The sequence below is a fragment of the Dulcicalothrix desertica PCC 7102 genome (genome assembly GCF_003991905.1).
GTDB classification, from domain to species: domain Bacteria; phylum Cyanobacteriota; class Cyanobacteriia; order Cyanobacteriales; family Nostocaceae; genus Dulcicalothrix; species Dulcicalothrix desertica.
On sequence record NZ_RSCL01000020.1, the window covers coordinates 160470 to 186421 of the forward strand.

The 25952-nt window shown below is 40.1% G+C and carries 29 protein-coding genes, 1 tRNA gene and 1 pseudogene; 12 read left to right on the forward strand and 19 right to left on the reverse strand.

The window, feature by feature from the left end; all coding sequences use genetic code 11:
• The first annotated feature begins 129 nt into the window (after nucleotides 1-129).
• A complete protein-coding gene (locus tag DSM106972_RS35050) occupies nucleotides 130-567 on the forward strand; it encodes a DUF6918 family protein (RefSeq protein ID WP_127085024.1) in 438 nt (145 codons plus the stop codon).
• Between the two features lie 41 nt (nucleotides 568-608).
• On the opposite strand, the gene crtB is transcribed toward DSM106972_RS35050, so the two are convergent.
• Together crtB and DSM106972_RS35060 are read right to left on the reverse strand one after the other, a co-directional pair.
• Nucleotides 609-1499: a cyanoexosortase B gene (gene crtB / locus DSM106972_RS35055; protein ID WP_127085025.1), complete on the reverse strand. Its 891-nt coding sequence runs from the start codon at nucleotides 1497-1499 to the stop codon at nucleotides 609-611.
• A gap of 36 nt (nucleotides 1500-1535) precedes the next feature.
• The gene (locus DSM106972_RS35060) at nucleotides 1536-2693 is read right to left on the reverse strand and encodes a DegT/DnrJ/EryC1/StrS family aminotransferase (RefSeq protein ID WP_127085026.1); all 1158 of its coding nucleotides are present in this window, start codon (nucleotides 2691-2693) and stop codon (nucleotides 1536-1538) included.
• Nucleotides 2694-3461: 768 nt separating this feature from the next.
• Here DSM106972_RS35060 and DSM106972_RS35065 point away from each other — a divergent pair.
• Together DSM106972_RS35065 and DSM106972_RS35070 are read left to right on the forward strand one after the other, a co-directional pair.
• Nucleotides 3462-5018 carry a GAF domain-containing sensor histidine kinase gene (locus tag DSM106972_RS35065; protein WP_127085079.1) on the forward strand — a complete coding sequence of 519 codons (1557 nt, stop codon included), beginning with the start codon at nucleotides 3462-3464 and terminating at the stop codon, nucleotides 5016-5018.
• Between the two features lie 139 nt (nucleotides 5019-5157).
• A complete protein-coding gene (locus DSM106972_RS35070; protein WP_127085027.1) occupies nucleotides 5158-6582 on the forward strand; it encodes an IctB family putative bicarbonate transporter in 1425 nt (474 codons plus the stop codon).
• Nucleotides 6583-7069: 487 nt separating this feature from the next.
• Here the strand turns inward: DSM106972_RS35070 and DSM106972_RS35075 are convergent, their stop codons facing one another.
• Nucleotides 7070-7372: a WGxxGxxG family protein gene (locus DSM106972_RS35075; RefSeq protein ID WP_127085028.1), complete on the reverse strand. Its 303-nt coding sequence runs from the start codon at nucleotides 7370-7372 to the stop codon at nucleotides 7070-7072.
• A gap of 228 nt (nucleotides 7373-7600) precedes the next feature.
• Here DSM106972_RS35075 and smpB point away from each other — a divergent pair, with 228 nt between their 5' ends.
• Nucleotides 7601-8068, forward strand: a complete 468-nt coding sequence (gene smpB / locus DSM106972_RS35080; protein ID WP_127085080.1) for an SsrA-binding protein SmpB — start codon at nucleotides 7601-7603, stop codon at nucleotides 8066-8068.
• Between the two features lie 123 nt (nucleotides 8069-8191).
• Here smpB and DSM106972_RS35085 read toward each other — a convergent pair whose 3' ends face one another.
• The 3 genes from DSM106972_RS35085 to DSM106972_RS35095 all read right to left on the reverse strand — a co-directional run bounded on the left by DSM106972_RS35085 (nucleotide 8192) and on the right by DSM106972_RS35095 (nucleotide 10752).
• Nucleotides 8192-9307 (reverse strand): LptF/LptG family permease, encoded by a 1116-nt coding sequence (locus DSM106972_RS35085; protein ID WP_127085029.1) that lies wholly within the window; start codon nucleotides 9305-9307, stop codon nucleotides 8192-8194.
• A gap of 167 nt (nucleotides 9308-9474) precedes the next feature.
• A complete protein-coding gene (gene lptB, locus DSM106972_RS35090; protein WP_127085030.1) occupies nucleotides 9475-10203 on the reverse strand; it encodes an LPS export ABC transporter ATP-binding protein in 729 nt (242 codons plus the stop codon).
• 30 nt (nucleotides 10204-10233) lie between these two features.
• Nucleotides 10234-10752, reverse strand: coding sequence for an LptA/OstA family protein (locus DSM106972_RS35095; RefSeq protein WP_127085031.1), 519 nt, complete (start codon nucleotides 10750-10752; stop codon nucleotides 10234-10236).
• A gap of 303 nt (nucleotides 10753-11055) precedes the next feature.
• On the opposite strand from DSM106972_RS35095, the gene DSM106972_RS55095 reads away from it, so the two are divergent.
• Together DSM106972_RS55095 and DSM106972_RS35100 are read left to right on the forward strand one after the other, a co-directional pair.
• Nucleotides 11056-11181: a hypothetical protein gene (locus tag DSM106972_RS55095; RefSeq protein ID WP_267901200.1), complete on the forward strand. Its 126-nt coding sequence runs from the start codon at nucleotides 11056-11058 to the stop codon at nucleotides 11179-11181.
• A gap of 95 nt (nucleotides 11182-11276) precedes the next feature.
• The gene (locus DSM106972_RS35100) at nucleotides 11277-11825 is read left to right on the forward strand and encodes a DUF2854 domain-containing protein (protein WP_127085032.1); all 549 of its coding nucleotides are present in this window, start codon (nucleotides 11277-11279) and stop codon (nucleotides 11823-11825) included.
• 36 nt (nucleotides 11826-11861) lie between these two features.
• Here DSM106972_RS35100 and DSM106972_RS35105 read toward each other — a convergent pair whose 3' ends face one another.
• Nucleotides 11862-12122, reverse strand: coding sequence for a CRR7 family NDH-1 assembly protein (locus DSM106972_RS35105; RefSeq protein ID WP_127085033.1), 261 nt, complete (start codon nucleotides 12120-12122; stop codon nucleotides 11862-11864).
• Nucleotides 12123-12615: 493 nt separating this feature from the next.
• On the opposite strand from DSM106972_RS35105, the gene DSM106972_RS35110 reads away from it, so the two are divergent.
• Nucleotides 12616-13656 (forward strand): GGDEF domain-containing response regulator, encoded by a 1041-nt coding sequence (locus DSM106972_RS35110; RefSeq protein ID WP_127085034.1) that lies wholly within the window; start codon nucleotides 12616-12618, stop codon nucleotides 13654-13656.
• Between the two features lie 355 nt (nucleotides 13657-14011).
• Here DSM106972_RS35110 and DSM106972_RS35115 read toward each other — a convergent pair whose 3' ends face one another.
• Entirely contained in the window at nucleotides 14012-14308 is a 297-nt protein-coding gene (locus tag DSM106972_RS35115) for a DUF3493 domain-containing protein (RefSeq protein WP_127085035.1), read from the reverse strand.
• 44 nt (nucleotides 14309-14352) lie between these two features.
• Here DSM106972_RS35115 and DSM106972_RS35120 point away from each other — a divergent pair.
• A tRNA-Thr gene (locus DSM106972_RS35120) sits at nucleotides 14353-14425 on the forward strand.
• A 190-nt stretch (nucleotides 14426-14615) separates the two neighbouring features.
• Here the strand turns inward: DSM106972_RS35120 and DSM106972_RS35125 are convergent.
• The 4 genes and pseudogenes from DSM106972_RS35125 to DSM106972_RS35140 all read right to left on the reverse strand — a co-directional run bounded on the left by DSM106972_RS35125 (nucleotide 14616) and on the right by DSM106972_RS35140 (nucleotide 15705).
• Nucleotides 14616-14858, reverse strand: a complete 243-nt coding sequence (locus DSM106972_RS35125) for a hypothetical protein (RefSeq protein WP_127085036.1) — start codon at nucleotides 14856-14858, stop codon at nucleotides 14616-14618.
• A gap of 12 nt (nucleotides 14859-14870) precedes the next feature.
• Nucleotides 14871-15107 carry a hypothetical protein gene (locus tag DSM106972_RS35130; protein WP_096691773.1) on the reverse strand — a complete coding sequence of 79 codons (237 nt, stop codon included), beginning with the start codon at nucleotides 15105-15107 and terminating at the stop codon, nucleotides 14871-14873.
• 126 nt (nucleotides 15108-15233) lie between these two features.
• Nucleotides 15234-15356 (reverse strand): annotated as a pseudogene (locus DSM106972_RS35135) (element excision factor XisI family protein); the annotation flags it as partial.
• On the reverse strand, nucleotides 15343-15705 hold the full coding sequence (locus DSM106972_RS35140; RefSeq protein ID WP_127085037.1) for a XisI protein: 363 nt from the start codon (nucleotides 15703-15705) through the stop codon (nucleotides 15343-15345). The gene DSM106972_RS35140 and the pseudogene DSM106972_RS35135, both read right to left, overlap by 14 nt.
• Before the next feature lie 195 nt (nucleotides 15706-15900).
• On the opposite strand from DSM106972_RS35140, the gene DSM106972_RS35145 reads away from it, so the two are divergent.
• Together DSM106972_RS35145 and DSM106972_RS35150 are read left to right on the forward strand one after the other, a co-directional pair.
• The gene (locus DSM106972_RS35145) at nucleotides 15901-16086 is read left to right on the forward strand and encodes a DUF6888 family protein (RefSeq protein ID WP_127085038.1); all 186 of its coding nucleotides are present in this window, start codon (nucleotides 15901-15903) and stop codon (nucleotides 16084-16086) included.
• The gene (locus DSM106972_RS35150) at nucleotides 16086-16295 is read left to right on the forward strand and encodes a DUF6887 family protein (RefSeq protein WP_127085039.1); all 210 of its coding nucleotides are present in this window, start codon (nucleotides 16086-16088) and stop codon (nucleotides 16293-16295) included. Before DSM106972_RS35145 ends, DSM106972_RS35150 begins: the two co-directional genes overlap by 1 nt.
• Before the next feature lie 162 nt (nucleotides 16296-16457).
• On the opposite strand, the gene DSM106972_RS35155 is transcribed toward DSM106972_RS35150, so the two are convergent.
• Nucleotides 16458-18161, reverse strand: a complete 1704-nt coding sequence (locus DSM106972_RS35155; RefSeq protein WP_127085040.1) for a diflavin flavoprotein — start codon at nucleotides 18159-18161, stop codon at nucleotides 16458-16460.
• A 129-nt stretch (nucleotides 18162-18290) separates the two neighbouring features.
• Nucleotides 18291-20015: a diflavin flavoprotein gene (locus tag DSM106972_RS35160; RefSeq protein WP_127085041.1), complete on the reverse strand. Its 1725-nt coding sequence runs from the start codon at nucleotides 20013-20015 to the stop codon at nucleotides 18291-18293.
• A 206-nt stretch (nucleotides 20016-20221) separates the two neighbouring features.
• On the opposite strand from DSM106972_RS35160, the gene DSM106972_RS35165 reads away from it, so the two are divergent.
• Nucleotides 20222-20947 carry a pantothenate kinase gene (locus DSM106972_RS35165; RefSeq protein ID WP_127085042.1) on the forward strand — a complete coding sequence of 242 codons (726 nt, stop codon included), beginning with the start codon at nucleotides 20222-20224 and terminating at the stop codon, nucleotides 20945-20947.
• Between the two features lie 52 nt (nucleotides 20948-20999).
• Here the strand turns inward: DSM106972_RS35165 and DSM106972_RS35170 are convergent, their stop codons facing one another.
• Together DSM106972_RS35170 and DSM106972_RS35175 are read right to left on the reverse strand one after the other, a co-directional pair.
• Nucleotides 21000-21836, reverse strand: a complete 837-nt coding sequence (locus tag DSM106972_RS35170; protein ID WP_127085043.1) for an alpha/beta fold hydrolase — start codon at nucleotides 21834-21836, stop codon at nucleotides 21000-21002.
• A 149-nt stretch (nucleotides 21837-21985) separates the two neighbouring features.
• A complete protein-coding gene (locus tag DSM106972_RS35175; RefSeq protein ID WP_127085044.1) occupies nucleotides 21986-22480 on the reverse strand; it encodes an NUDIX hydrolase in 495 nt (164 codons plus the stop codon).
• 416 nt (nucleotides 22481-22896) lie between these two features.
• On the opposite strand from DSM106972_RS35175, the gene DSM106972_RS52310 reads away from it, so the two are divergent.
• Nucleotides 22897-23064 (forward strand): Asl3888 family RNA-binding protein, encoded by a 168-nt coding sequence (locus tag DSM106972_RS52310; RefSeq protein WP_019494313.1) that lies wholly within the window; start codon nucleotides 22897-22899, stop codon nucleotides 23062-23064.
• A 122-nt stretch (nucleotides 23065-23186) separates the two neighbouring features.
• Here the strand turns inward: DSM106972_RS52310 and argH are convergent, their stop codons facing one another.
• The 3 genes from argH to larB all read right to left on the reverse strand — a co-directional run bounded on the left by argH (nucleotide 23187) and on the right by larB (nucleotide 25951).
• Nucleotides 23187-24581 (reverse strand): argininosuccinate lyase, encoded by a 1395-nt coding sequence (gene argH, locus DSM106972_RS35180; protein ID WP_127085045.1) that lies wholly within the window; start codon nucleotides 24579-24581, stop codon nucleotides 23187-23189.
• Between the two features lie 140 nt (nucleotides 24582-24721).
• Nucleotides 24722-24925, reverse strand: coding sequence for a hypothetical protein (locus tag DSM106972_RS35185; protein ID WP_019494315.1), 204 nt, complete (start codon nucleotides 24923-24925; stop codon nucleotides 24722-24724).
• Between the two features lie 246 nt (nucleotides 24926-25171).
• Entirely contained in the window at nucleotides 25172-25951 is a 780-nt protein-coding gene (larB, locus tag DSM106972_RS35190; protein ID WP_127085046.1) for a nickel pincer cofactor biosynthesis protein LarB, read from the reverse strand.
• Nucleotide 25952: the final 1 nt, after the last annotated feature.

Consider the following 25952-nt stretch of genomic DNA (forward strand, 5'->3'; position numbering starts at 1 on the left):
CTAGTACAGTATCCGGATACAGTAGTAAATGAAACGAAGTATTTCCTGGAGATACAGAGTTATCTATAGTACATTTGTTTAATGTAATATAGAGACATTTTTAAGAACTATTAGAACAAGGGGAGTGACATGGAACTCAGCAATAGACTTTTAGACCCAGCGAAAAAAGGAATAGTTGTTTCGGACTGCTGTAATATGATTGAAGAGCAGCTTGCTTCTAAGTCTGGTATCAGTGGTATGGCTTTGAAAGCTGCTTTTGCTGCTCTTAAAGGAATTAAGCCGGGATATATTAATGGTGCTGTAGAGCAACTTTTACCTTCGTGCTTAACTGCTATTGACCCTATTTGGAATCAAGGTGTGCAAAATGGTGACCCTGTAGGACATTTGGTCGCGAGTAGTTCTGTTACCGCAGATGCGCTGCTTAGTGTTACCGATGAGAAAGTCAAAAATTCAAGTCGCCAAATAGTTAAAGGAACCTACGAAAAGCTTCGCGGTTCTGCTAAGAAGCATGTGGAGGAAGCTGTGCCTGATTTTGCTAAGGTAATTGAGAAGCACGCGATGGTGTAAATTTAAGATTGAATGCACAGGCTTTCTGGCCTGTGCCACAATTAGGTGATGGGTTCTTTGGTGGGTTGTGTTGGTTCTGAGAAATAATTATCAATCCAATTTAGGACTGGGACTAGTGATAAAAGCATTAATGCTGAGTACATGTCACCACCCCAGCTATCGTGAAGCCATTTAAATAGTCCTTCGTTTCCTGTACCGTGGAAATATGTTAGTAGTGTGTTGCGAATAATATTGGCGCCAACACTAATTACGATAGCGCTACCGAGAAACCAACTAATTTTACGACGTGAGCTAATGGCGCCCGTCCAATGTAGTAGCATCAAACATACATACAAAGTTGTAAACAGCATTTTTAAGCCAGCACAGTACGGCGCCACCTCTACAACTCGTCCATCAACAAATATATATATACCATCTACATTGACGTTCATACCTAACTGATTCAAAATAAAACCAGCTGTGCCAGCAATAAAAGCTTGTAAAGGTACAGTAAAGGGAGCAATAAGATAAGGAAGTGAATTAGGCGTTGCTAACAATACTAACAATAAAGGAAACCATTGTAGCTTCAATCCGGCTCGACCTTTAAGCCATAAGCATAAACCAGTTAAAATAAACGGCAGCGAGAGGTTTACGTATTCACTTACTCCACTGATGTAAAAAAATCCTCCTATTAATAATAAAACGGCGCCTAATGGGTGATTTTTAGAGCGCAGTCTATACCATAATTTTCGGTTTTGCCACACCAAGTACGCAGCAAAAGGCAAACCAATCAATCCGTGGCTAAAATACTCGTGTTCTGTACTAATACTTTTATTAACCCAACCATCAACCCAATGTAAAAGTATAGGAGCATAAAGTAGTACTAAGACACCAATTATGGCGAAGTTGAATAACTCGGTTGGATTTGTTGTTCTATAGGAGCGTTGATACATAGTATGTGTGAGGGAGTAAGAAACTCCCGTAAACTCTTAAGTGTTAAGTATTACTAATTTTTGCTCGCAGAGTACTTCGGCAATTGTTGCCACTGTTTCTTTGACCTGACTTGGCGTTAAACCTGGATACATTGGCAATGATAATATTTGTTTTGCTAATGCTTCGGCGTGTGGGAAGTCACCCATTTGATAACCGAGATTAGCAAAAGCGGGTTGAAGGTGGCATGGTATGGGGTAATGAATACCTGTTTGAATTCCAGCTTCAATAAATTTTTGCTGCAAGTCTTGGCGAGATATTGAACTATCTTCAGTAATTTTAACAACGTATAGGTGATATACATGTCCTTCGTCGCTTTGATTTTGCATTGGTATTATTCCTTTTGATACCAACGGCGCCAATTCTGAATCGTAAAGCTTTGCAAGGTGTAACCGTTGACGGTTCCATTCAGATAAATATGGTAATTTTTCTAACAACACTGCTGCTTGTAGTGTGTCTAGACGACTATTTGTACCTGGGTCGGTATGATAATATTTATACGAGGCGCCGTAATTGCGTAAGCGCGTCATTTTTTGCGCGACTTCCGCATCCGACGTTAGTAGCATTCCTCCATCACCAATGGCGCCTAAGTTTTTACTAGGGTAAAAGCTAAATGCTGCCGCAATTCCAACCGAACCAGCGCGATATCCATCACGAGTTGCTAAGTGCGCTTGCGCTGCATCTTCAAAAATTAGTAGGTCATGGGTTTTAGCAAAATTTAGTAATTTTAAAGGCGAAACCATTTGTCCATAGAGATGGACTGGAATAATTGCTTTCGTTTTAGATGTAACAGCCGCAGAAGCCGCTTCTAAATCGATTAAGGCTGTTTTTGGGCAACAATCAACAAAAATTGGCGTTGCTCCTGCTCTTATTACCCCTATCAATGTTGCAACAAATGTGTTTGCTGGCAATATTACTTCGTCACCAACACCAATGTTACAAGCTTGTAGCCCTAGAGCAATGGCATCGGTTCCAGATGCAACTCCTATGCCAAACAAAGCGTGCGATGCTGCTGAAAATGCTTTTTCAAAATCGGTTAACGCCTGACCTAGAATAAAATCTCCATTTTGCAGTACGGACTGTATTGCTGAATTTATTTTATTTTGAATCGGTTGATGTTGGAAATTTAAATCTACAAAAGGAATTTTAACGTTCATGTTATTCAAATAATCGTAATTGAAAAATATTTTTACTTGTCTGTTTTATAACAAAGTACACTCTATATGTGATTGAGCATAAGTTAATAAACAAATCATAAATGTAAAGGAAGTGTAAATTTTGTATTAAGCTTTCTATTTATTTGCCTTTTCTTTTGCAATTAGATGTATTTTTATTTCTTTAGGATAAACAAGACCGAGTGCTGTCAGGACTTGTAGAGTCGGCACCACTGGTTGGTTTACTATCTTAGATTTGCAGTAATAGGCAGTCATGAATTTATATTTATATATCTAGTTGTTTTACATTTGTTGAACCTAAAACTATAGTTTGTAATCAATAATTAGCACAATAGATTCACCTACCTGCCTCAGTAATAATAATGATATTTTGAATGTTAAAATTACAAGTACTAGCGTAAGTAAATAAATATCTAATCACCGTAATATTATTGATATTGGTGATTTAAACATTACAGTAAAACAACGAGATATTGCTTAGATACACAGCTATTAAGGTGCCTTTGTATTGATATTCTGGCTGCAAATGATTATCTCTCGTGGTTTGAATGCGGTAGCAGTAGGGGGTGAAAGCAATTTTTATCGGGTATTAAACAGTCCGTTGAATCGCGGACTTGAGAAGGTAAAAAAAAATTGGTGGTAATTGTTTGTCTGGCATAAAAATGGGGAATGCTTAGAAATAGGAATAACCAGTTATGTCGTTGGTTATATGAAATACACTATCGAGTATTTATCAAGGTAACTGTGGTAATGTTAGAGCCGGAAAAGAAATTATTAAGTTTAAAAGACGGTTGGAATGGTTCAGACATTCGTGAGCAAAAACGTCTGAAAGCCTTATTAGACCTAGGCTTACGCCAACCTGAAACGATTCCTGTATTCGAGGAAGCAACTCAAACTGCTGCCCATTTTCTAGAAGCTCCCATTTCGCTTTTGGGGTTTATTGACCAGGAACGTCATTGGTTTAAATCCGCAGTCGGTTTATCGCGTTTGGGATTGATGAACCAACTTGCACAAGCTAGAGCTTTACCTCGAAAGGAGTCTTTTTGTACTTCTGTTGTTGATAGCGCCCAAATTGTCGTCATTAACGATACGCATAAATATTCGAGTCCAGAACTTGTAACCACTAAATTGGTTAAAGAATATGGAGTACGCGCTTACTTAGGGGCGCCGTTAATCGATGCCAATGGAAATTGTTTAGGGTCGTTGGCAGTTTTTGACCTAGTACCGCGCACTTTCACTTCGCGAGATATCGAATTTTTACAAATCATCGCGCGTTGGAGCATGAGCGAGTTTGAAAGAAACCGCTTATTAGCAGCACCATCAAAAGAAGAAAAATTATATGGGGATGCTGGTTGGTCACAACCGACCTCTAATACCCAACAAATCATTCTTCAGACGCCGATTTTACAAAAAGAGCTTCAACAAGACCGTACAACAAACCAGCTTAAACTCGAATTATTATCGCAACTAACACAAGAGTTACGCACTCCACTAACTTCAGTGCTAGGTATGGCAAGCGTGTTAGGACGAGAAATTTATGGTCCGCTCACCACCAAACAGCGCGAATACCTCGAAATTATTCAGCATAGTGGTCGTTACTTGCTCTCCCTGGTCAACGAAATTACCGAGTTGGGAGCAATGGATAGTAGTGTTGAAGCACTAAATGTGGCGCCTGTAGATATTGAAATGCTATGCCAACAAGCAATTAACACGCTTGAAGAAGCAGCAAATCGTCGCGAGCAAGATATACGACTCTCGCTAGAACCAGGACGCAATCGAATTTTACCTCTCGATAAAGATAAAGTGCGTCAAATGTTGTACCACTTAATTTTTAGCGTCATTCAGGTTTCAGCAACAGGAAGCATCGTGAGAATTCACGTCTCCTATAAAGAAGATACCTTGAGCATCACAGTATGGGTGTCACATCCTTGGTTGGGAGATGGAATAACCGAAGTTGACCCATATTTTAGACTCAACCCACAACCTTTGCTTGAATTAACAAGCATCGCCCAAAACTATAATATGAATTTTGAGAACCAAGAAATGTCAGACTTGGCGGTAATGGTAGAAAAATCGAAAGATTTACCTATCTCAAATGGCGCCGTATCTTTAAACTCTGGTGATTTAGACTTGAAAGGGCCAACCAACCACATGTCACGCGAAAGCTTGGGGTTATTGCTAAGTTGCCAACTCGCAGAACTTCATAAAGGGCAAATTTCGATTCAGGGGTCTGTAGAATCTGGTTATCGCTATGTATTGTCATTACCAATACAAAGTATAACCGCCGAAACTGCTAATAACCCATAAGCAACCCGGGAATTGCATGTTGGGTACTATTACAATTAACAAGAAAGCAACCAGCAGTTATTAACTTTTTGGAACTATGCAGATTATGATTAAGTCGCACTTCTATCTAGAAGTGAAATCAGAAATCGCAAAGTTGTTTATGAATCTAGTTTGGCAACGATTTACATTGTCGGATTTGCCACTACGGCAATATCTTAGTACTAGCTACTTACACAGTGTACTGTTTGGACTGCTGCATTCCTGGAAGCAAAGCAGCATTTTAATGCGGTGGGGAGAGACAATAGCTGCTGTGTTAGTCAGTTTTGTATATGGACTGGCGCCTTTTGTGACAAGCACGTTGACAGGGGTACTTTTAGGAGCATGTGGAGCTTTTTGGCTTCTATTAACAATATCTGACGAACCCACAGATAAAAATGCTCCAACTGTCACCCCCATTCACTTGCTAGTATGCTTTTACTGGGTAGTTGCTCTTGTAGCTACTGCTTTATCACCAGTACGACAGCACGCCATTTCAGACTTCATAAATTTAACTCTTTATCTATTACTGTTTGCCCTTTGCGCCAGAGTACTTAGATTACCGCCATTCCGTAATTGGTTGCTAGTTTTGTACCTGCTCGTCTCGCTCGTCGTCAGCGTGTATGGAGTACGTCAAAAGCTTTTTGGCGCCGCACAGTTAGCGACTTGGGTAGACCCAGAGTCACCGCTTGCTAAAAATACAAGAGTATATAGTTATTTAGGGAATCCTAACTTACTAGCAGGGTATATACTGCCTGCGGTCATTTTAAGCTTGATAGCAATTTTTGCTTGGCGTGGAACCGCGCGTAAAGCTTTAGCTGCGACAATGCTAGTTATGAACTTAATGTGCTTTCGATTTGCCGACAGTCGCGGTAGCTTTATTGGGTTAGCATTAGCTTCCATAGTCGTCGTGCTATTACTGCGGTATTGGTATAGCGAATCTCTACCCAAGTTTTGGCGAACTTGGCTAGTACCAATTTTATTAGGAAGCTTTGTCACATTATTTGCTGTAGCTTTTGGTGTATCTGAAGAGTTTCGTTTGCGAATAGTTAGTATATTCGCAGGTCGAGGTGACAGTAGTAATAACTTCCGAATCAACGTTTGGACTGCGGTATTTCAAATGATTCGCGACCGTCCAATAATTGGTATTGGCCCCGGTCACGCTTCGTTTAACAAAGTGTATCCGCTGTATCAAGTACCGCGTTTTAGTGCGTTAAGTGCGTACTCTATCATTTTAGAAATAACTGTAGAAATGGGCTTTATTGGCTTAGGTGTATTTTTATGGCTTTTAACTGTAACATTTAACACGGGATGGCTACAGTTAAGACAATTCCGTCGAATTCATAGTACAGATGGTCTATGGTTAATAGGCGCCATCGGGTCACTAGTAGCTATGCTCGGTCACGGTCTAGTAGATACAGTTTGGTATCGTCCAGAAATAAACACTTTATGGTGGTTAATGGTTGGTTTAGTTGCATCTTACTGGACATTACAACCTTCTCATACCAACCAAGAAATCTCACCCAACCCCCAACCCGCAGCAAATTAACATCTTGTAGCACAGGCATCCTTGCCTGTGCAGTAAAATTTTTTTACCTTATTAGACACAAAGTACCACGATTGAGAGTTAAGAGAGGCGCCTACTCTGTGTCATAAGTTTTGGGGTGTAAGAAAATTGGCAACGGATGATTCTAGGATGTAACGGATAAGTAATTTTAAATAACTGGACGCAAGTTTGTAGCAAATAAGATTTTTAAACTTTCGGCGCCTTCAAAATAACTAATCAACTATCCGTTACATCCGTTTCATATCCGTTGCCAATCTACCCAGTAAAACTATTGACACAGACCAATAGTGATTCATGTCATAAGTTTTGGTTGTATAGCTTTTTACCTTATTAGACACAGAGGACGCAGAGAAGAGAGTTTAGAGAGGCACCACGAGTAGTAAAAATGTAAATAGGGCATTAGCAAAACTTATGGTGCGGTTTGCTAATGCCCTAGTTATTCTATTATGACAAATTCTTTATTTCAGACCTATTCGCGGTAGCCACTGGTGCCAACAGCGTTAGGGTCACGATAAGCAGTAGGTTCAGAGCGCTTCTTACCAGCAAGACCTGCTAAACCTGCTAAACCAAGTAATCCCAACCATCCCCAATCAAAACCGTTATCTCTTGTGTAAGTACCGTCGTTGTTAACTCCGGTAGTAGTTCGTGTCGTTGAATTACCAAAGGTACCATCGGTAGCGGTTTGAGCATTGGCGCTCATTGATAAAGGTAAAATAGACAAACTTGCAGCTAGTACGCTAGCCCCGATGACTCTGTTAAAATCGCGTTTCATAGTTTTTTGCTTTCCCTTTCTTGTTACCCCCTACTTTACACAGTCGATTACTTATAAAAATCACCCATTAGCCATAAACTAATTTCAGTTTTAACTAGCACTATAGGAATACAACCTGCAAAATATTGTTATTTGTTAATGATTACAGGTTACAAGCGATTTGTTGGTTATGCTGAAAGATATACCGCTCAAAAATTATCTATACATAGGAAACAAGCTAGATTATTAATGAAAGACAAAAGCGAAGGTTTCAAAGTTATTGCCGACAATCGTCAAGCGCGCTTCTTATACGAAATCCTCGAAACCTATGAAGCAGGAATTCAACTGACCGGGACAGAGGTAAAGTCTATTCGCGCAGGAAAAGTTAATCTCCAAGATGGCTATGCACTAGTTCGTAACGGCGAAGTATGGCTAATCAACGTACACATTTCTCCTTACACTCAAAGTAGCGAGTACTTCAACCACGAACCACGTCGCACCCGTAAATTACTGTTGCATCGTAAAGAAATTAGAACCCTTGTAGGTAAAGTTGAACAGCAGGGTTTAACGTTGGTACCTCTAAAAATGTACCTCAAACGTGGTCTTGTCAAGGTTAGCTTTGCTCTTGGTAAGGGTAAGAAGTTACACGACAAACGCGAAGATATGAAGCGAAAAGACGACCAACGCGAAATGCAACGCGCAATGAAGCGTTACTAATATTAATCTTGTGGGGTGGGCATCCTTGCCCGCCCATTCAAGCACTGCTGATTCAAGCACTGCTGATTCAAGCACTGCCGATTTAAGCACTGAAGTGCTTACTACGAAGAACATTCATACATTCTACTTTCTTGCAACTCGTGTTAATAAGAATATACCAGCTCCTAAACCGAATGCATTCGGCGACCATGCAGCAATGTGAGGAGATAAAATACCCGCGTCTCCAAGCGCACGTGTAAACACTAGCAATACATAGAAAGAGAAAATTACTATTAAACTTATCCCAAAACTGGCGCCTTTACCAGTACGTTGAGGTACAGTACCCACCACAGAACCGACTAAACCAAACACAACACACGCAAATGGGAAAGCAATTTTTTGCTGAATACGAACCTTAAGTTTACGAATTTTTTGGTCGTCACCACTAAGTCGTTCCAGTTCAAGCTGTTCAAATGACTCAGAAATATTCATTTCCTCAGTGTCACGTTCACGTTCTGCCAAACTTAATGGAGTACGTGGCAGTTCTATTTTTTGACGCTTGAAACGGACTATATTACGGTAAGAATTATCGGGTGCAATTAAATAAGCTGTTCCATTATAAAAATCCCAAATATTCTCTATAGGATTCCATTCTCCAGACTCAGAAACAACAATTTGATTTAAAGCTCCCTCAGAACGGTCGATAATCGTCAAACCCTTCATCTGCTTACCATCAAATTCATCCGCATAAAATAAGCGAGTCAATATTTTTTGCTTCTTACCCTTATCATCCTTGGTTTCGCGGTATTCAGGATAAAATATGTTTTCGCGACGATACGACGGTTTATCTGATTTTATGGCATTTTCAAGAGTCATGGTAGCTTCATAAGTAGCAGCAGGCACAATTTTCTCGTTGAAAACAAAAGTCATACCTGTAATAATCAAGCTTAACATCACTGCTGGCAGCACCATTCGGTAAACGCTGACCCCACAACTACGCATCGCAACGAGTTCGCTTTCACCCGAAAGACGACTATAAGTCATTAAAGTCGCTAGTAACGTTGACATGGGAAATGCAAATACAACTGCCCTAGGCAATTGTAAAACAAGAACCTTCAATCCAACCGCAGGTGGAAGACCAGACTCAACCAATTTTCGCATCACTTCAAACAAGCTATCAATAGCTAGTACAAGCGAAGCAAACGCACCAACACCAAATAAAAATGGTGGCAGCAATTGACCGATAAGGTAGCGGTCCATAATTGTAAATGGAACCAGCGAGCCGAGAGTGTAAAATGATTTGAGCTTTTTTGATGCCATCATATATCACTGAAATAACCAGCACCTGACTATTGCCTAACAACAAATTAGGTGTACTAGATGATTGATGAATTTTATATTTCGCTTCTGCTCGTACCAAACCTGGACTAAACTTGAAAATTATCTCCTAAGTAATATTGCCTAACAAGAGGGTTGTTATACAGTTCTTCAGATGTACCGCTAGCTAATATTTGACCTTCTCGCATAATATACGAACGGTCGGTTATAGCAAGGGTTTCACGAACGTTGTGGTCAGTAATGAGAATACCCATGTTGCGGTCGCGTAGTTGTGCGACAATTTGCTGAATTTCGGAAACAGCAATTGGGTCAACACCAGCAAAAGGTTCATCGAGCAATAAAAAGCTGGGTCCATTAGTACCGGCAGCTAACGCGCGTGCTAATTCGCAACGGCGCCTTTCACCCCCCGAAAGTTGGATACCTTTACTTCTAGCGACTTTTTCTAAACGGAACTCCCGCAATAGAGTGTCCATACGTATCGACCATTCCCAGCGGGGTACGTTGGTTTGTTCGAGTACTAAAAGAATGTTTTCGCGTACAGTCAATTGGCGAAATATGCTTGCTTCCTGCGCTAAATAGCCAATACCAAGACGCGCGCGCTTGTGCATAGGTAAGGCAGTAATATCCATGTTATCAAGCCAGACCTTGCCTTGGTTAGGTTTTTCTAAACCAGTGGCAATATAAAAGGTAGTTGTTTTACCGGCGCCATTGGGGCCAAGTAAACCAACGACTTCTCCTTGAGCAACCGAAATACTAACGCGATTAACGATTACGCGCTTACCATAAGATTTGTGAATATTCTCTAAAGTTATTTTCACAGCTAACACCCCTCAGGACGGCACGCACAATTAATTTCCACGTCTTAACGCGGGTGTTCTAGGTGCAGGCGCCGGACGGGTTTGTGTTTCATCTACAATATAAATCGATTCTACCTGACGACCGCTTTGTGGTTGGGCGACAAATCTTCCTTGGTCAATTAAATAAACTACGCGCTCGCCTCTAATACTATTGCCGCCTTGTTGTAAAATATACACATTGCCGCTTAAAATAATTTGTCGCTCACGGCTGAAGTACTGAGCTTGTGCGGCAGTTGCTTGAATGCCACGGGCAGGATAAAACATTTGTACGTTACCGCGTGCTGTAGCGACTTGGGCTTTAGCATCGTATTCTTGAGTATCGGAACTAATGCGAATACCGCGATTTTGAGCTGCGTTTTGAGCATTCGCTGTGGAGGTTAATGAGGCATTTTGACGTCCGAGGTTACTCAGGTTAAAATTGAGGGCGCTGAAAAGTGTAATAGGTAACACTAAAGCTAAACCAAAACGACGAATCTGACTCTTGGTGAGGAAATTATTAGAAGGAACCATAAGAATTTGAGGCTTTATTTATAACTTAGTTGTCTTAACGACTTAATTTTAGTGATTTCTAGTAGTATATCCAGGTACTATTGCACAATCTGGAATTCCTTACAGAACACACGGTATATTTTGTAGTTTACTACGAGGAATGCAATCGCACCTACTTAGGAACTAGGACGAACGTGCGGAGCTTTATGTTTCGTTGGATTTATATTTCGTTGGATGGCGTGACGGGAAAACGGAGTAATTAGGAGTAATTCTAATAATTCCGGGTTAGGACGTGTAAAGAAAGCGGCGAAAACACTGATATTTATGCCATTTGCAGGCAAAGAAACAAGCTTTAGTCCCAAAAATACTAAACCGATTCATCGGTCTGATGGGTATCGATATTCTTTTACTACTATTGACCCCGAATTACTCCAAAAAATTTGTACCTAATCATACGGGACAACTTAAAATATTTCCTAAATGCCAAGCAATAGTCGATGATATAGAAACAGGAGTCCTAGTAGTTTAATTTATACCTTTGTCTTATGTTCGGTAAACTTCGCTTATCTATTCTCGGTTTAACAGTAGGTGGCATTTTAACAACGATTGGTTTTGTTGCTTATGCTAACGATAACGCTACACTCAACCTGGCTGGTTTCTTTTATGGTATACCTTTATTACTAGGGGGACTAGCGCTCAAAGCTAGCGAACTCGATCCAGTACCTTTTACTCAACCGACTACCCCAGAAGTATTGAAGTTACGCGAAGAGCAAGCAACCGTTACTCAAAATAAAATCCGTAAAGATATTACTCGCTACTGCTACGGACAAGAAGCTCATTTCGACCAAGCACTCGAATACTTACAGTTAAGTCCTTCAGATGATGAGATGCCAATAGTTACAGGTTTGCGCGAAACCTCTACGTCGGGAGCATATACTTTAACATTAGAATTTGATTCACCCTGTGTCCCGTTAGAAGCTTGGCAGGCAAAACAGGAAAAAATGACAAAGTACTTTGGACCGAACGTTGAGGTCAAAGTCGCGCAAACAGGTGAAGAACAAATTGAGCTAACTTTAATTACTACTAAAAGTTAAATAATATGTTGGTTGCGCGTTAGCGCAACCAACCTACTATTTTTCTAAGCGTACAGCGTACCATTGCAGGTACTCTCCGGGACTAAGGTTTAATTCGCAACTGGTATCAATTAAATATTTTACTTGTGCTTCTACTGTATCAAATTGGCGCAAATCATTAGGTAAATCCTCAGAGTTGAGCTTCAGTAAGGTCGCTTTGAGTTTTTCGTGTAACTCCGAGACTGAGATAATTTGTTCGGGTTGGTTGGTTTCGAGGACGACAAAATAATCTTCCTCATACATTATTGAATTTGGCATTTTACAGATTAGTTGTATTTTCTGAAACTGTGGCTAAGTGGTATACATGTTCTCTTCCTTAGCCATGTGTGATTATTTCTTTAATTCTAATAGTGTGCGTTGTCTTAGTGGCGCCTTTTATAGCAAGCAGTAGAGCATCATTTTTTTAGAGAATGAGATTAGACGGGAATAGATGGGAAATATAAAATTACACCTAGCTGTCTATAGGTTAAAAAAGTAAACCAATTTTTGTGTCTTGTATACAGTATCTATGCATCACCGTCATCTATTACCCGTATTAATTTCGTTAAATCATTACCAAATTCAAAATGTGGTATTTGACTGCTGGCATTTTTATCATCTTATATATCTAAGTAATTCAGCGTAATTAATATTTTTTAACTATACATATATAAACAGTGGAACTTACGCAAAATCACTATTATAGTATACAACTTTTTGCGATAAAAGGCTCGCTAACAATCAAATTGAAAATATTTTTATAACGCAACTCATGTCAGGGAAAAGACCAATTACAATTTCTAGTAAACCACCTTTGATTCTTGTGGTTGATGATGATAAAACCATGCGGTTATTACTGCGTGAGTTTATGGAACAAGAAGGTTATCGAGTAGTTGAAGGGAATAATGGTAAAGATTGTCTAGAAGCTTTTGCTGCGGATAAGCCAGATTTGATACTTTTGGATGCGGTAATGCCAGAAATGGACGGTTTTACTTGCTGTAAAGAACTGCTTCAGATTGCCAAGAACAATCTTGCCGTTGCACTTGCCAACTTTGACAGTGGTAATGGTTCATTTGGTAATACGGTAATTTCCAAGCTTTGGGAACGAACTCCAATATTGATGATAACTGGACTAGATGACCCAGAGTCAGTAGACCGTGCGTTTGAAGTTGGAGCTAGTGACTTTGTAACTAAACCTATTCACTGGGCAGTATTGCGTCAGCGAGTCCGAAGACTATTACAGCAAGCTCAACTTTATAAACAACTAGAAGCGGCAAACCAAGCTTTACAGCAACTTGCAAACGTTGATGGATTGACAAATGTCGCAAATAGGCGCCACTTTGATCAATGTATCAATTCCAAGTGGCTAACTCTAGCACAAGAAAAGGCGCCGTTATCGTTGATATTGTGTGACATCGATTATTTCAAACGTTACAACGACAAATATGGACATCCAGCAGGAGATACATGCCTGCAAAAAGTTGCTACTGTCTTGAAATACACAGCACAAAAAGACCAGAATTTAGTCGCACGTTACGGTGGAGAAGAATTTGCGGTGATTATGCCATATACCACTGCTGCCAGTGCAGTCAGTATTGCAGCATCAATGCAAGCAGGAGTACGCGAACTGGAACTATTCCATATCGAATCTGCTGTCAGTCAATATGTAACCTTGAGTTTAGGAGTTGGCACAATTATTCCTAGTTTCGACTCCTCACCGCAAGAGTTAATAACAATTGCTGACAAAGCGCTATACCAAGCCAAAGAACAAGGGCGAAACCGCATCATTATTAAACAAGCACAAACTTTATGAATTTAATCATAGAAATGAATACATAAAAAAATCATTTTGTCAAATTAAAAATTTAGTAATAACACGTATAAAAAGACTTTAAAATAATTATGTTCAAATTAAAAGTGCCAGAACTGATAATTACCAATTCTGACACTCTATTTGCAGTCGATTTTTTCATGTAGGAGTCATAAAAAAGGTTGACTCCTGTTTAATAACGGTTATTTATTTTCAGGGTCTTTATATAGGCTAACCCCGTTTCAACAATTATTAGTTTCTCAGAAATTTTGGCAATTTCAAATTTCATAATATTTTTTTTATGTTTCCTCACCTTTTATTGCGGCATGTTGCGTTGTGTGAACAATCATTACATTAATCATTTTGATTTTCGTTGCTCCCGTTGAAGTTCCCATCGCCAGAGAAACCCCATGAGAGCAATGACTCCCACTTGTAGCGCAAAATTAGGCAATGCGGCTTCAACATCACGTCCAGCTATAATTTGGGATAAAAACACAAAGGCGCCGATAAAACCGGAAGCAGCGCAACCAACATAGATAAACTTCCGCAACCCTCGGTAAGGAGCAGCCATTTCAGCCACCAAACGCGCTCTTATTTCTGGGTCGAGTTGAGACGCGCGTCCCTTAACCTGTTCTTTAGGATTTTTTTCTACCATATTTATGCAAATAGTGCTATAGTTGTGTAGGATTTATATTGTATGCCGATGTGGCTCAGTTGGTAGAGCACTCGATTCGTAATCGAGCGGTCGCGGGTTCAAATCCCGCCATCGGCTTATAGAATTAATTATGCTCATATAAATAATTATCTTGTAGAACTCATCTTGTAGAACTTATCTTGTAGAACTCATCTTGTGGAACTCATCTTGTGGAACTCATCTTGTGGAACGGGCATCCCTGCCCGTTCAGAGGTACAGGCAAGTTATCTATCCCACAATAAAGTTTGATTTTTTAAAATTTTTTATTTTACTGCTCCAATTCTTCCATCAGCATTTTATGATCTTTCCACATATCGAGGCGCCCGTCGCGATAGATTTTGGCAATAAATGGTGCAGGATGCTTACAAGCGAATTCTTGCATCGAGACAATAGTATTTAAAAAGATTGTTGCAATATCTTCGCCTGATACACTTTGAGACGCAAAAGCAAACATTTTGATGCGGGCACGAGCAACAGCAATCCTTTCTAAAAAGTTTTTACCATATTTCACCTCTCTTAATAGTCATCTTAAATCTTCTTGGTGTAAAGATTTTGCATATTCATCAATCCCCTCTTCAGCAAGTTTTCTATCTTCCTCACCAAACTCTTGATATAGAGCCGCCATTTGCCTTTCATCAATTTTCAAACTAGCTACACGGTTTTTGTATCTAAGAAAGGCAAGAAAATCTGCAACCTGTTGAAGTTGCTGTTCATTAAGGTTGTTTAACTCTTGGGTAATCACTTCTTTAAGGACAATCATAAAAAATCCTTGTCAGCATGGTTTGTAAATACTGTTTATCCTATTGTAGCTATGTAAAGCTTCTAATATATCATAACTACACTGTTGATATTAATCAATTGAACTTATACTTCTAAATCTCAAAATCTATCCAACTGCAAAATCACTAAATTGTCGCATATAAGGTGTATGAAATCCTAGGACAATATCTTCTCTTGCTACACCCATACTCATTAATTGTACTGCAATATCACATTCAGTTCCATTCCAATACTGCTCGGTTAAGAATTTTTGTAGGTTGGTGTCGAGGAACGAGACCCAACATTTTCAAGAGTCTGTTGGGTTCCGCAAAGCCTCCACCCAACCTACAATTAGCCTTATCCGACAAGTATTGAGTTCCATTCCACTGAATCCAAATTTTTTCATTTTTAATATCTAAATGCATCACTAGGCCAAATATTCTCTTACGATTATCCCAGCCTACATATATAAGTTGGTAATGGTCGTGTTTCGTATCAAAAACCTTTTGCAATTCAACCTCTTCCTCATCAGAATCTCGCTCTGCGTATTCTGCGAGCATTTTTTGAATAGCTTCCCGGTATTCATCTATTTTTGCCATTTTACAACCTCTTCTTTCTCTTCATCGTATAATTGCTCAATATGTAAAATTTGTCACACTTGATTTTTGCCGTTGGGTTATTGCACCAACTATTAGTTTATTCTTTGATAATAGTTGATTTTTACAAGTTAGCTCGCTCTCAATCTATATAAAAGCCTATAAAATAGACATTAAAATATAAGGTGTGCAGAGTGAATGTCTCAAATGCCAACAGTTGCCCAGCTTGAAAGACAGTATAGCATTGTCTATCAGTTGACTTACTTTGCTTTACAACCCATACATCTTGTTTGTATGGATAGTCGAACTCGTTATTTGTACATTATTGCTGGCAACGATGAAGAGTTAGAATTCCAGATTACCCCAGATGGAGAGGTGTTTTGATGACTCAAATTAATTATGATGGTATGTCAGACCAGGAGTTAAAGCAGTACTTTCTTCGGAATCGTGAAGATAAATTAGCACTTCAGGCATATTTAGATAGGTTAAGCACGCGCGAACGTAAGGTTATTGCTACTGCTGATGACCCTGATTTTGAGGCCAAAATTAAAGCGGCAATTGAGGAAAAGATGCGGATGAAAAGCAAGTCTTAGAAATGCTACATTTCAGCGATGGGAACTTTAAAGTAAGGAAATATTCAAAATTGTTATAGATTTTACGTTGATGCCGAGAAACCTGGTTTCTTTTGGTTTTGTTGAGGATTGTTGTGTTCAGTGATGAAGAAACCAGGTTTCACAGGTTTCAGGTTTCTTTGTTTAGTAGTGGTTGCCGGATTTGCGGTGGTGTACTGCGGTGACGCTATCTTGGTTTAGGACTTTACCGTCGTCTACTGTGGCGTATACTAGCCAGTGGTCGCCTACTTCCATGCGGTCTTTGACTGTGCATTCTAGGTAAGCTAAGGCGCCCATTAAAACAGGTGAACCGTTTGCTGCATCAGTAGTTTCTAGTCCGGCGAATCTGTCTTGACCAGGTGCGTAGTTTTTCATGAAGTGTTTACGGATTTCTCGGCCTTCGGCTAATATATTGACGACGAAGGGGTTTCCGGTGTGCATTAAAGTTTCTAATGCGCGGTCTTTGGCTACGGATATTGTTAAACCAGGGGGACTAAAGCTTGCCTGTGATATCCACGATGCAAGCATGGCGCTTGATACATCGCCTTGTTTGGCTGTAACTACTGATAGGGAACCGAGAATTCTTCCTACTGCTTGTTCTAAGCTGCTTGCTGGTGCGCTTGCTACGCGAACTCGGTTTGTGCGTTTTATTGCTTGGGCAAAGTCGGTTCCTGCTTCTTCACAGAATTGGATGGTTTTATCGTCAGGTTTGAATTTGACGCGGATGGGGTCAAACCCAAAACGATATCCTCCGTCTTTGAGTTTTGTTTCCAAGATGTCAATAGCTTCGCCGCTCCATCCATAGGAACCAAATACTCCTGCTAGTTTAGTTTTACTTGCATTTGCTAGTACTATACCTAAAGCTGTTTGTACGGGTGTGGGTGCGTGTCCTCCTAGTGTGGGGGAACCCATGATAAACCCGGCTGATTTTTCTACTGCTTCTTGAATTTCTGCTGGGTCGGCAAATTCACAGTTGATTGATTCTACCCTTACACCTGCTTTGGTTATTCCGTGAGCAATGGCTTGAGCTACTGTTGCGGTATTTCCGTAAGCGGAAGCGTAAATTAATGCTACGGTGTTTTCTTGATTAGTTTGCTGCTGTATCCATTCGCGATACGATTTAGTTAGTTCGATTAATCCGTAACGAACCATTGGCCCGTGGTTAGGAGCATACATTCGCACTTTCAAGTCAGATAGTTTTTCTAGTGCTGTATCAACTTGACGCGCGTGAGGCGCCATTACACACTCAAAGTAATATCTTCTATCCTCTAGGAACGATTGCCAACCTTCATCAAATACTTGGTCGCCACATATATGGGCACCAAATAATTTATCTGTGTATAAAATTTCTGTCTGTGGGTCGTAAGTGCAAAGTTCGTCAGGATAACGAGGATTAGGTGTAGGAATAAATTCGAGGTGGTGTCCTTTTCCTAAATCTAGTGTTTCTTCACCACGTTTTACTAATATAGGTAAATCTGCATTTTCTAACGCACCACGTAAATTGATGGCGCCTGGATTAGAACAGACGAACGTAATTTGGGGTGCAATTTCAAATAAAGCCTTTAATGTTGCCGCACGGTTAGGGTTGACGTGACCAAGAATTACATAATCTATCTTTTTAATATCAACCCGTTGCTGTAGCGCATTTAAGAAAATTTCTGTAAAGGTTTCTCCAGGTGGGTCAATAAGCGCTATTTTATTAGCTTCGATTAAAAAACAATTGGCAGTTGTACCCTTCGCTAAAGCATACTCAACTTCAAATCTTAAACGTGCCCAACTGCGAGAACGAAATACGCGCGTATCTGTAGCAACCGGCAAAACTTGAACATCGCGAGGTTTTATTGACATAAGAGTTATGAGTGCTGAGTGCTGAGTGCTGAGTTTTGAGTGCTGAGTTTTGAGTGCTGAGTGCTGAGTATAAAGTTTTAAATTAAAATTCCTAACTCAGCACTCAGCACTTTCAACTCATAACTTGATTTAGTAGTGATTACCAACTTTACGGTGGTGTACTGCTGTTAGTCCTTCGGGTTTGGAAACTCTGCCAGCGTAGACTGTACAGTAAACTATCCAGTGGTCTCCTGCGTCGAGTCGGCTTGCTACTTCACATTCCATGTACGCTAATGCATCCGCGAGAATGGGGGCGCCGTTTTGAGATGGTTGTGTACGTACTCCTTCAAAACGGTCTGCACCTGGTGCAAATCGTTTGAGGAAGTGTTTCATTAAGCCTTGATAATTGGCTTCTTCAAGGACGTTGAGGACAAATTTATCACCTACTTGCATCAGTGATTCAATCGCACGGTCTTTGGCGACGGCAACGCTAAAACCTAATGGTTTAAAGCTTGCTTGTGAGACCCATGAAGCTAACATCGCGCTTTGTACATCACTTTTCTTAGCTGTAATGATGTATAAACCGCCACTTATTCTACCTAAAGCTTTATCTAGGTCGGCGCCTAGTGCTTTCATTTGTTTAATGCTTTTATCACGTGTTACCCACTGTGCTAAGTCAGTACCTGCTTCTTCGCAAAGTTTGTAGATGTTTTCTGTTGGGGTTTCGCGAATTTCGATAACTGGGAATGCGACGTGTAAACCTAATGCACGAAATTTATTGAGTAGTGGGTAAGTAGGTTCATCGTTTCCACCACCTGTTTCAAAAATACCAATAGCTTGTTTCTCTTTGGCTGAACCTAATATTGTTCCAAGGGCACCTTGAATATTAGGGTCGTTAGTAGCAGGTGTCATACCAACCACAATACCTGCAACTCGACTTACAAGTTCACGTAATTCTTGTAAATCTGGGTTGCCGCTTAGGTCTATCATTTCAACAGCTACACCTGTTTTGCTAATACCGTTTGCAAGTGAAGCTGCTAGTCTATCTGAGGCGCCATATTCAGAAACGTAAAATACAGCAACTGTAGTTTCCGCTTTTGTTTGGGTTTGACTCCAGGTACGGTATCTTGTTGTTAGTTCGTCAACGTTATGCAGTAATAGTGGCCCGTGACCTGTGGCTATCATGTCGATATGTTCGAGTTCACCCATCCGCTTTAGTGCAGATAGTACCGAGCGCGCGTTTGGCGCCATCAAACATTCGTAGTAGTATTTATAGTCGGGCGAAATAGCTTCCAAATTTTCATCGAATGTCGCATCCGAACAGTAATGCAATCCAAATGCATCACAGGTGTAGAGAGTTTTAGTTTTGTGGTCGAATGTAAAAATGGTGTCGGGCCAGTGTAAATTGGGAGCAATCACAAATTCCAGTTCATGCCCGTTGCCCAAGTCTAATTTATCGCCGTTTTTGACGATTTGCCGCTTGAATGGAGTATGTACAAGATTTTCTAAAAATTGAATCGCTACCTTGGAACCAACTACAGTAATATCTGGCGCCAGTTTCAAAACGTCTTTAACTAAACCACTGTGGTCGGGTTCTGTATGACTGATAATTAAATAGTCGATTTCGCTAAAGTCGATTAATCCTTTTACTGCATCCAAATATAGATGACGGAACTTTTCATGGGAGGTATCTACAAGGGCTATTTTCTCTCCACGAATTAAAAATGAGTTGTACGTGGTGCCATTTTGCAACCCAAATTCAATATCGAAGCGGTCTCTATCCCAATCTAGCGAGCGAATCGTTGTTGTATCGCAGGCAATATCCGCAATCTGTATAGTAAGTCTTTTTTGAGTCTTTTCGGTGAGTGCTACCATAGCTCTCCTCCTGTATATATTAAGTATTTATTACATCTAGCTCTATTGTGGCATGAGTTAAATGTAAATAATTATTAAAAAAGCTATCGATGAGTTAAATAAAATAAAAGAGTCAGGAGGTGTGGAGGTGTGGAGGGGCGGGTTTACAAAATTTTTGATTATAACTAGGATATGGGTTAACCCGCCCGTACAGGTTTAAGGAGTTGATGTTGGAAAGCTGGTTGGGGTTAATGATTGGGAATTCTCGGTTGCATTGGGGATTATTTGAGCGCGAGGATTTTATTTATAGTTGGGATAGCGATTATTTATTAACCCCAGAGTTACCCTGTCCTTTGAATCCTCATCTGCCTTTGTATCTTGCTTCTGTTGTTCCTTCACAGACTGCAATATGGCAAAATTACCCAAATGTCAAGATTATTTATTTAGAAAATATTCCACTAAAGCAAATGTATCCAACTTTGGGTATTGATAGAGCTTTAGCTGTATTAGGCGCCGGTCAAGTTTTAGGGTTTCCTGTACTAGTCATTGATGTAGGGACTGCACTGACTTTTACTGGCGCCGATAATAATAAAGCCTTGGTAGGTGGGGCTATTCTACCAGGATTGAGTATGCAAATGACAATGTTACAAATACGAACTGGCGCCTTACCTAAAGTTGACCTACCGCAAAAGCTACCTTCACGCTGGGCAATAAACACTCCTGAAGCGATACAAAGCGGAGTAATTTATACAATACTAGCGGGAATTACAGATTTTGTTACTCAGTGGTGGCATGACTTTCCACAAAGCCAAATTGTCATGACTGGTGGCAATAGTACGTTAATTTATTCTTATCTACAATCTGCTTATCCAGAAATAGCCACACACATAGTTGTAGAACATAACTTAATATTCTGGGGAATGAAATTTGCAACGGATGTAACGGATATCTAATTCGTCTAAAACAAATCATCCGTTACATCCGTTGTTATCCGTTGCCAAGGTCTTAATTAAAAACTGCCCAACTAACTTTACGGGTTTTAATAAAGTCACGAATTTGTTCTGTAACAGCACTACTACAAAAATGCGGTAAATTCTGCTCTCCGTGAGCAATCGTATTTATACTAGCTCCAGGTATTAATTCAGCATAAGTGTTACTCATCGCAATTGCTTCTTGTGTATCTTTGCCGCCTTGTAAAATTAAAACTGGAACTACTAAGAAAGCAAGACGATTTTCGAGAAGTTCTGCACGTACTTCGGGAAGTTGACGCTGAAATAATAGCTCACACGCTGTTGGATATTGCTCCATAATTAAACGCAGGCGCCATTCTTCTTGAACTTTAATTTCCTTTCCCAACATTTTGGCAATTGGACGTATTAATTTTAATAAGGCAAACACTAACTCTGAACGCTGAAGTATATTTTTCATTTGCTTCAAACGTTTGTCGGTTGAAGAAGTTGCTACACCTTCGGGGGAAACCAAAATTAAACCGAGAACTCGTTCTGGATATTTCAAAGCATAACTTGCCGCTATCCAGGCGCCTAATGTATCTCCAACTAAATATACCCGCTCTAACTTTAATGCTAAAAGAAACTCTGCTAAGGACTCGACTTGCACATCTATTGAATAATGAATATCGGGAATCTCAGACTCTCCAAATCCTAATAAATCTGGCGCCAAACAATGATAATCGTGCGATAACGACTCCATCACTGGTACCCATTGACTACCTTCGTTCCAGCTACCATGCAAAAAAATAACATTGGAACCTTGACCGACTTCGCGCCAAAATATAAGCCCTTGAGAGAGCTTTCTCCGAGAGTTACGAAATAAACTATCCATTTTAATGTAGAAGCAAGGAGTTAAAAAGTTAATAAAAGCGTGACCGCGTTATTACTGACTTCTGTTATACACGCAGTTCATCGGGAACGTGCGGAAATAAAAGTCAGAGTTATTAATTTTAGGTACTCAAAATAATCAATACTATAGTACTAACAAACTGTCGTCAAACCTTCTAAGTAGTCTTTTAATTGTTGAGCATGGTCGTGAGACATTGGTTCTGAAGGTATGGAATCTGGAGAGAACGCTTGTATTTCTATGACTTCCATTGTGTCTTGAACCGACATATTGCCTTGAACTTCTGCTTCAACGACTACACAGATAGAATGAATTCTGGGGTCACGGTCGGGTGCCGAGTACACGCCAACTAAGCGGGTAATTTTTACCAAATCTAACCCAGTTTCTTCTTTTAACTCACGCTCAACCGTAATAGGTATATCTTCTCCCCAATCAACCATACCTCCAGGTAACGACCAAAGACCGTTGTCACGGCGCCGAATTAGCACAATTTTTCCGTCAGGTAAAATTGGAATTATACTTGTACCAGGAACGGGGTGACGAAATATAACACCAAGTACAGTTTGTCCAAAACGCCACAAGCCACGTGTGGACTGAATTACGAAAGCAAATAAGGCAAAAATATTCAATATCCGTTTGGGAAAGTAATTTAGCTATAAGTGTTCCAAGTCGCCACGATTATTTACTCAAATACCTAATTACATTAGCTAATTTAAGCTATGTCATTAATTTCTGATTGAATTATAAATTTCGTGGTTTTGGGCTATATTCTAACCATTACCCTAGAACAAATCAATATTAGCATCCACTAAATATTTCAGCAGTGTATGCTTAAATACGTATTTTACATTTATTGAATAATTATACAAGAAACCCGGTTTCTTCAAGATTTGACATAACGGCAGGCTGTAATGTATACTAGATTGCTGTTCTATAAATAATCAAAGCTAGAACGGCAGAAACTATTTGATAGGATTGGTAACTGTAAGATTACCAAGCAGATGCCAAAGCATAGCTTTTTTGTTGTTTACAAAATGAGGTGAACATGGCCAAGCGCCGTAACCCAAAAAAAGAAAAGGCGCTACGGAACCAGGCTTACGCCCGAAAGTTCCGTAAACGGACGACTACGGGAAGAATGCAGCGAAGATTCCAGCAAAGAGCGCCTAAGAGCGAAGAAGAAGAGAGTACAGCAGCAATGGACGCTGAGGGATAATACTACATTATTGCGCTCGCTCGTTCATAAAAGTCGCTGTTACAAAGTTGGGGGATACATTACTGTATCCCCCAATTTGCTTTTTAATACACCCCGTCGTAGAGACGTTACATGTAACGTCTCTACCTGGTTGGTACGTTTAAAGTGGCACGAGCATTCTTTAATGCTTCTCGAACTTGAGTAAAGCCAGTACCACCGTAGCTGTTACGTGCGGCAACGACTTGAAGCGGGTTAATAGCTTGGTAAATATCTGCTTCAAAAGCTGGATGTAGTTGTTTCCACTCTTCTAAAGTTAAATCTTTAAGAAGTTTATTTGTGGCAATACAAGTTTTAACGACTTTGCCCACAAGATTATAAGCTTCGCGAAATGGAACTCCCTTGGTTGCTAAATAGTCAGCTACATCAGTCGCGTTAGAAAAATCTTCGCATACAGCGTCAGCCAAGCGACGATTACGAAATTGTAACCCTTCGCGTAGCAATATTGTCATTGACTCTAAACAATCTGTAACGGTTTTGACGCTATCAAATAAACCCTCTTTATCTTCTTGTAAGTCCTTGTTATATGCCAAAGGTAGTCCTTTCATCATTACCAACAGCGCTTGGAGATGACCGAATACACGACCAGTTTTACCCCGTACCAGTTCTGGAACATCGGGGTTTTTCTTTTGGGGCATAATACTTGAACCAGTTGCACAGCTATCTAATAAAGTCACAAAGCCAAATTCTTGACTTGCCCAAAAAATTACTTCTTCAGCAAGACGGCTCAGGTGAACCATAATTAAACTAGCTGCACACGTAAATTCAATCGCAAAGTCTCTGTCGCTGACACCATCCAGACTATTTTCGTAAACAGCATCAAAATGTAATAGTTCAGCAGTATAGTGGCGGTCGATAGGAAAAGTTGTTCCTGCTAAAGCACCACATCCAAGCGGCGATATATTAACACGGCGCCGAACATCACTCAACCGTTGGCAGTCACGCTCTAGCATTTGGAAATAAGCAAGAAGATGGTGAGCTAAACTCAGCGGTTGCGCGCGTTGTAAATGCGTATAGCCAGGTATTAAAGTTTCAACATTTTGTTCTGCAATATCCAGTAATACAGATTGAAATTCTCGAATTTGGCGTTGAATTTGTTCAATTTGCGCTCGTAAATAAAGACGAGTATCAGTACCAACTTGGTCATTACGCGAACGAGCAGTGTGTAGTTTTTTTCCTACATCACCTGTAATTTCCGTCAGGCGCCGTTCCACAGCAAAATGTACATCTTCAGCATCAACACCCGGTGTAAACTTACCAGAGCGATACTCTTGACGAATTTGTTCCAAACCAGAAACAAGCTGTTCGCCTTCCAATTCAGAAATAATACCAGTATGAGCAAGCATTTTAGCGTGTGCCTGCGAACCAGTAATGTCATACTCAATTAATTCAATATCAAAGTTAATACTCGCATTAAAGCGAGCAATATGAGGATGCAGTCCTGATTCAAATCGTGGACTCCAATTCGGTTGCTGAGTCATAAAAAAATAGCGAGAAAGAGTTAGGAGTTAGGAGTTATGAGTGAGTCGTGCTGAGTGAGTCGTGCTGAGTAATAAGTTTTTATTCCTAACTCTTAACTCCTAACTCCGCGCCTCCTAACTTCTAACTCCTAACTTTGTTTTTAGCCGTAGCTAGTTAGATTCCGAATCATATAGCCAATAGCCAGCCCAATCAACAGTGCCCACGCTTGCCCAGTTTGTACAAAGTGCGTAAACGACTTTTGTATCTGACCTAAGAGATTCGGGTCAGTAACGTTTTGAGCCAAAACCGTCAAATCTATATGTCCCAGTCCAAATTGAAACACCCAATCACTAAAAATATCCATAAGTTCTTTTGTGGCACAGGCATCCTGCCTGTGTAATAATTTTATACAAATTAAATAATGACAAAACTGTCATAACCTGAATACACAAGTAATGTCCACTACTTGCCCTAAGCAGAAATACTGACAGTCAGTACAAAGCTGAGAGCGAAAGCAGCTAAAATTACCCAATTTTTTGTTAAAAAACGTACCATTTTAAAGTATACCGACCGTATTTGTGAATAAAATACAGTCATAACCTCAACACTCTTAAGGCGCCAACCGCAATTTCTCGGCTGTTCGTAAAATTTGTCCAGCTAGTACAGCAGAACCAAAGCCATTATCAATATTTACAACTCCAATACCTGCTGCACACGAATTTAACATCGTTAACAGTGGTGCCAGTCCAGCAAAACTGGCGCCATAACCAATACTAGTAGGCACAGCAATTACAGGACAATTAGCGAGACCTGCAACAACACTAGGTAAGGCGCCTTCCATACCAGCAACAACAATTAACACAGAAGCGGATTCAATAACGTGACGGTTATTAAGTAAACGGTGAATACCAGCAACACCAACATCCCATAGTCGCTGCACACGAAAACCACAAAGTTCAGCAGTCACGGCAGCTTCTTCAGCAATTGGTAAATCAGCAGTGCCAGCAGAAATAATACCAATTTCACCGTGATATTTCGGTTCTATTGTATCGGGAGTAATAGCGCAAATCCTCGCCATTTCGTAATAGCGCAGTTCTCTAACTTTAGGTTGCAATAATTGATATACATCGGGTGAAATGCGTGTTGCCATAACTACAGGGTTACGCTGACGCATTACATTCATAATTTGGGCAATTTGTTCGGGAGTTTTGCCCTGTCCCCAAATAACTTCTGGAAAACCTGTTCTGAGTTCCCGATGATGGTCTATTTTCGCAAATTCTCCAACTCTTTCGTATGCTAAATCTTTAAGTTTATCAAATGCGGTATCGGTAGAAAGGCTACCATTAGCTACAGATTCGAGAAGGAAGCGTAGATTTTGGTCATTGGTCATT

Excerpts from the sequence above, each read along its gene's own strand:
- DSM106972_RS35050 (WP_127085024.1), top strand. The coding sequence starts at position 130 with ATGGAACTCAGCAATAGACTTTTAGACCCAGCGAAAAAAGGAATAGTT.
- crtB (WP_127085025.1), bottom strand. The coding sequence starts at position 1,499 with ATGTATCAACGCTCCTATAGAACAACAAATCCAACCGAGTTATTCAAC.
- DSM106972_RS35060 (WP_127085026.1), bottom strand. The coding sequence starts at position 2,693 with ATGAACGTTAAAATTCCTTTTGTAGATTTAAATTTCCAACATCAACCG.
- DSM106972_RS35065 (WP_127085079.1), top strand. The coding sequence starts at position 3,462 with ATGTTAGAGCCGGAAAAGAAATTATTAAGTTTAAAAGACGGTTGGAAT.
- DSM106972_RS35070 (WP_127085027.1), top strand. The coding sequence starts at position 5,158 with ATGAATCTAGTTTGGCAACGATTTACATTGTCGGATTTGCCACTACGG.
- DSM106972_RS35075 (WP_127085028.1), bottom strand. The coding sequence starts at position 7,372 with ATGAAACGCGATTTTAACAGAGTCATCGGGGCTAGCGTACTAGCTGCA.
- smpB (WP_127085080.1), top strand. The coding sequence starts at position 7,601 with ATGAAAGACAAAAGCGAAGGTTTCAAAGTTATTGCCGACAATCGTCAA.
- DSM106972_RS35085 (WP_127085029.1), bottom strand. The coding sequence starts at position 9,307 with ATGGACCGCTACCTTATCGGTCAATTGCTGCCACCATTTTTATTTGGT.
- DSM106972_RS35095 (WP_127085031.1), bottom strand. The coding sequence starts at position 10,752 with ATGGTTCCTTCTAATAATTTCCTCACCAAGAGTCAGATTCGTCGTTTT.
- DSM106972_RS55095 (WP_267901200.1), top strand. The coding sequence starts at position 11,056 with ATGCCATTTGCAGGCAAAGAAACAAGCTTTAGTCCCAAAAATACTAAA.
- DSM106972_RS35100 (WP_127085032.1), top strand. The coding sequence starts at position 11,277 with ATGTTCGGTAAACTTCGCTTATCTATTCTCGGTTTAACAGTAGGTGGC.
- DSM106972_RS35105 (WP_127085033.1), bottom strand. The coding sequence starts at position 12,122 with ATGCCAAATTCAATAATGTATGAGGAAGATTATTTTGTCGTCCTCGAA.
- DSM106972_RS35110 (WP_127085034.1), top strand. The coding sequence starts at position 12,616 with ATGTCAGGGAAAAGACCAATTACAATTTCTAGTAAACCACCTTTGATT.
- DSM106972_RS35115 (WP_127085035.1), bottom strand. The coding sequence starts at position 14,308 with ATGGTAGAAAAAAATCCTAAAGAACAGGTTAAGGGACGCGCGTCTCAA.
- DSM106972_RS35130 (WP_096691773.1), bottom strand. The coding sequence starts at position 15,107 with ATGATTGTCCTTAAAGAAGTGATTACCCAAGAGTTAAACAACCTTAAT.
- DSM106972_RS35140 (WP_127085037.1), bottom strand. The coding sequence starts at position 15,705 with ATGGCAAAAATAGATGAATACCGGGAAGCTATTCAAAAAATGCTCGCA.
- DSM106972_RS35145 (WP_127085038.1), top strand. The coding sequence starts at position 15,901 with ATGTCTCAAATGCCAACAGTTGCCCAGCTTGAAAGACAGTATAGCATT.
- DSM106972_RS35150 (WP_127085039.1), top strand. The coding sequence starts at position 16,086 with ATGACTCAAATTAATTATGATGGTATGTCAGACCAGGAGTTAAAGCAG.
- DSM106972_RS35155 (WP_127085040.1), bottom strand. The coding sequence starts at position 18,161 with ATGTCAATAAAACCTCGCGATGTTCAAGTTTTGCCGGTTGCTACAGAT.
- DSM106972_RS35160 (WP_127085041.1), bottom strand. The coding sequence starts at position 20,015 with ATGGTAGCACTCACCGAAAAGACTCAAAAAAGACTTACTATACAGATT.
- DSM106972_RS35165 (WP_127085042.1), top strand. The coding sequence starts at position 20,222 with ATGTTGGAAAGCTGGTTGGGGTTAATGATTGGGAATTCTCGGTTGCAT.
- DSM106972_RS35170 (WP_127085043.1), bottom strand. The coding sequence starts at position 21,836 with ATGGATAGTTTATTTCGTAACTCTCGGAGAAAGCTCTCTCAAGGGCTT.
- DSM106972_RS52310 (WP_019494313.1), top strand. The coding sequence starts at position 22,897 with ATGGCCAAGCGCCGTAACCCAAAAAAAGAAAAGGCGCTACGGAACCAG.
- argH (WP_127085045.1), bottom strand. The coding sequence starts at position 24,581 with ATGACTCAGCAACCGAATTGGAGTCCACGATTTGAATCAGGACTGCAT.
- DSM106972_RS35185 (WP_019494315.1), bottom strand. The coding sequence starts at position 24,925 with ATGGATATTTTTAGTGATTGGGTGTTTCAATTTGGACTGGGACATATA.
- larB (WP_127085046.1), bottom strand. The coding sequence starts at position 25,951 with ATGACCAATGACCAAAATCTACGCTTCCTTCTCGAATCTGTAGCTAAT.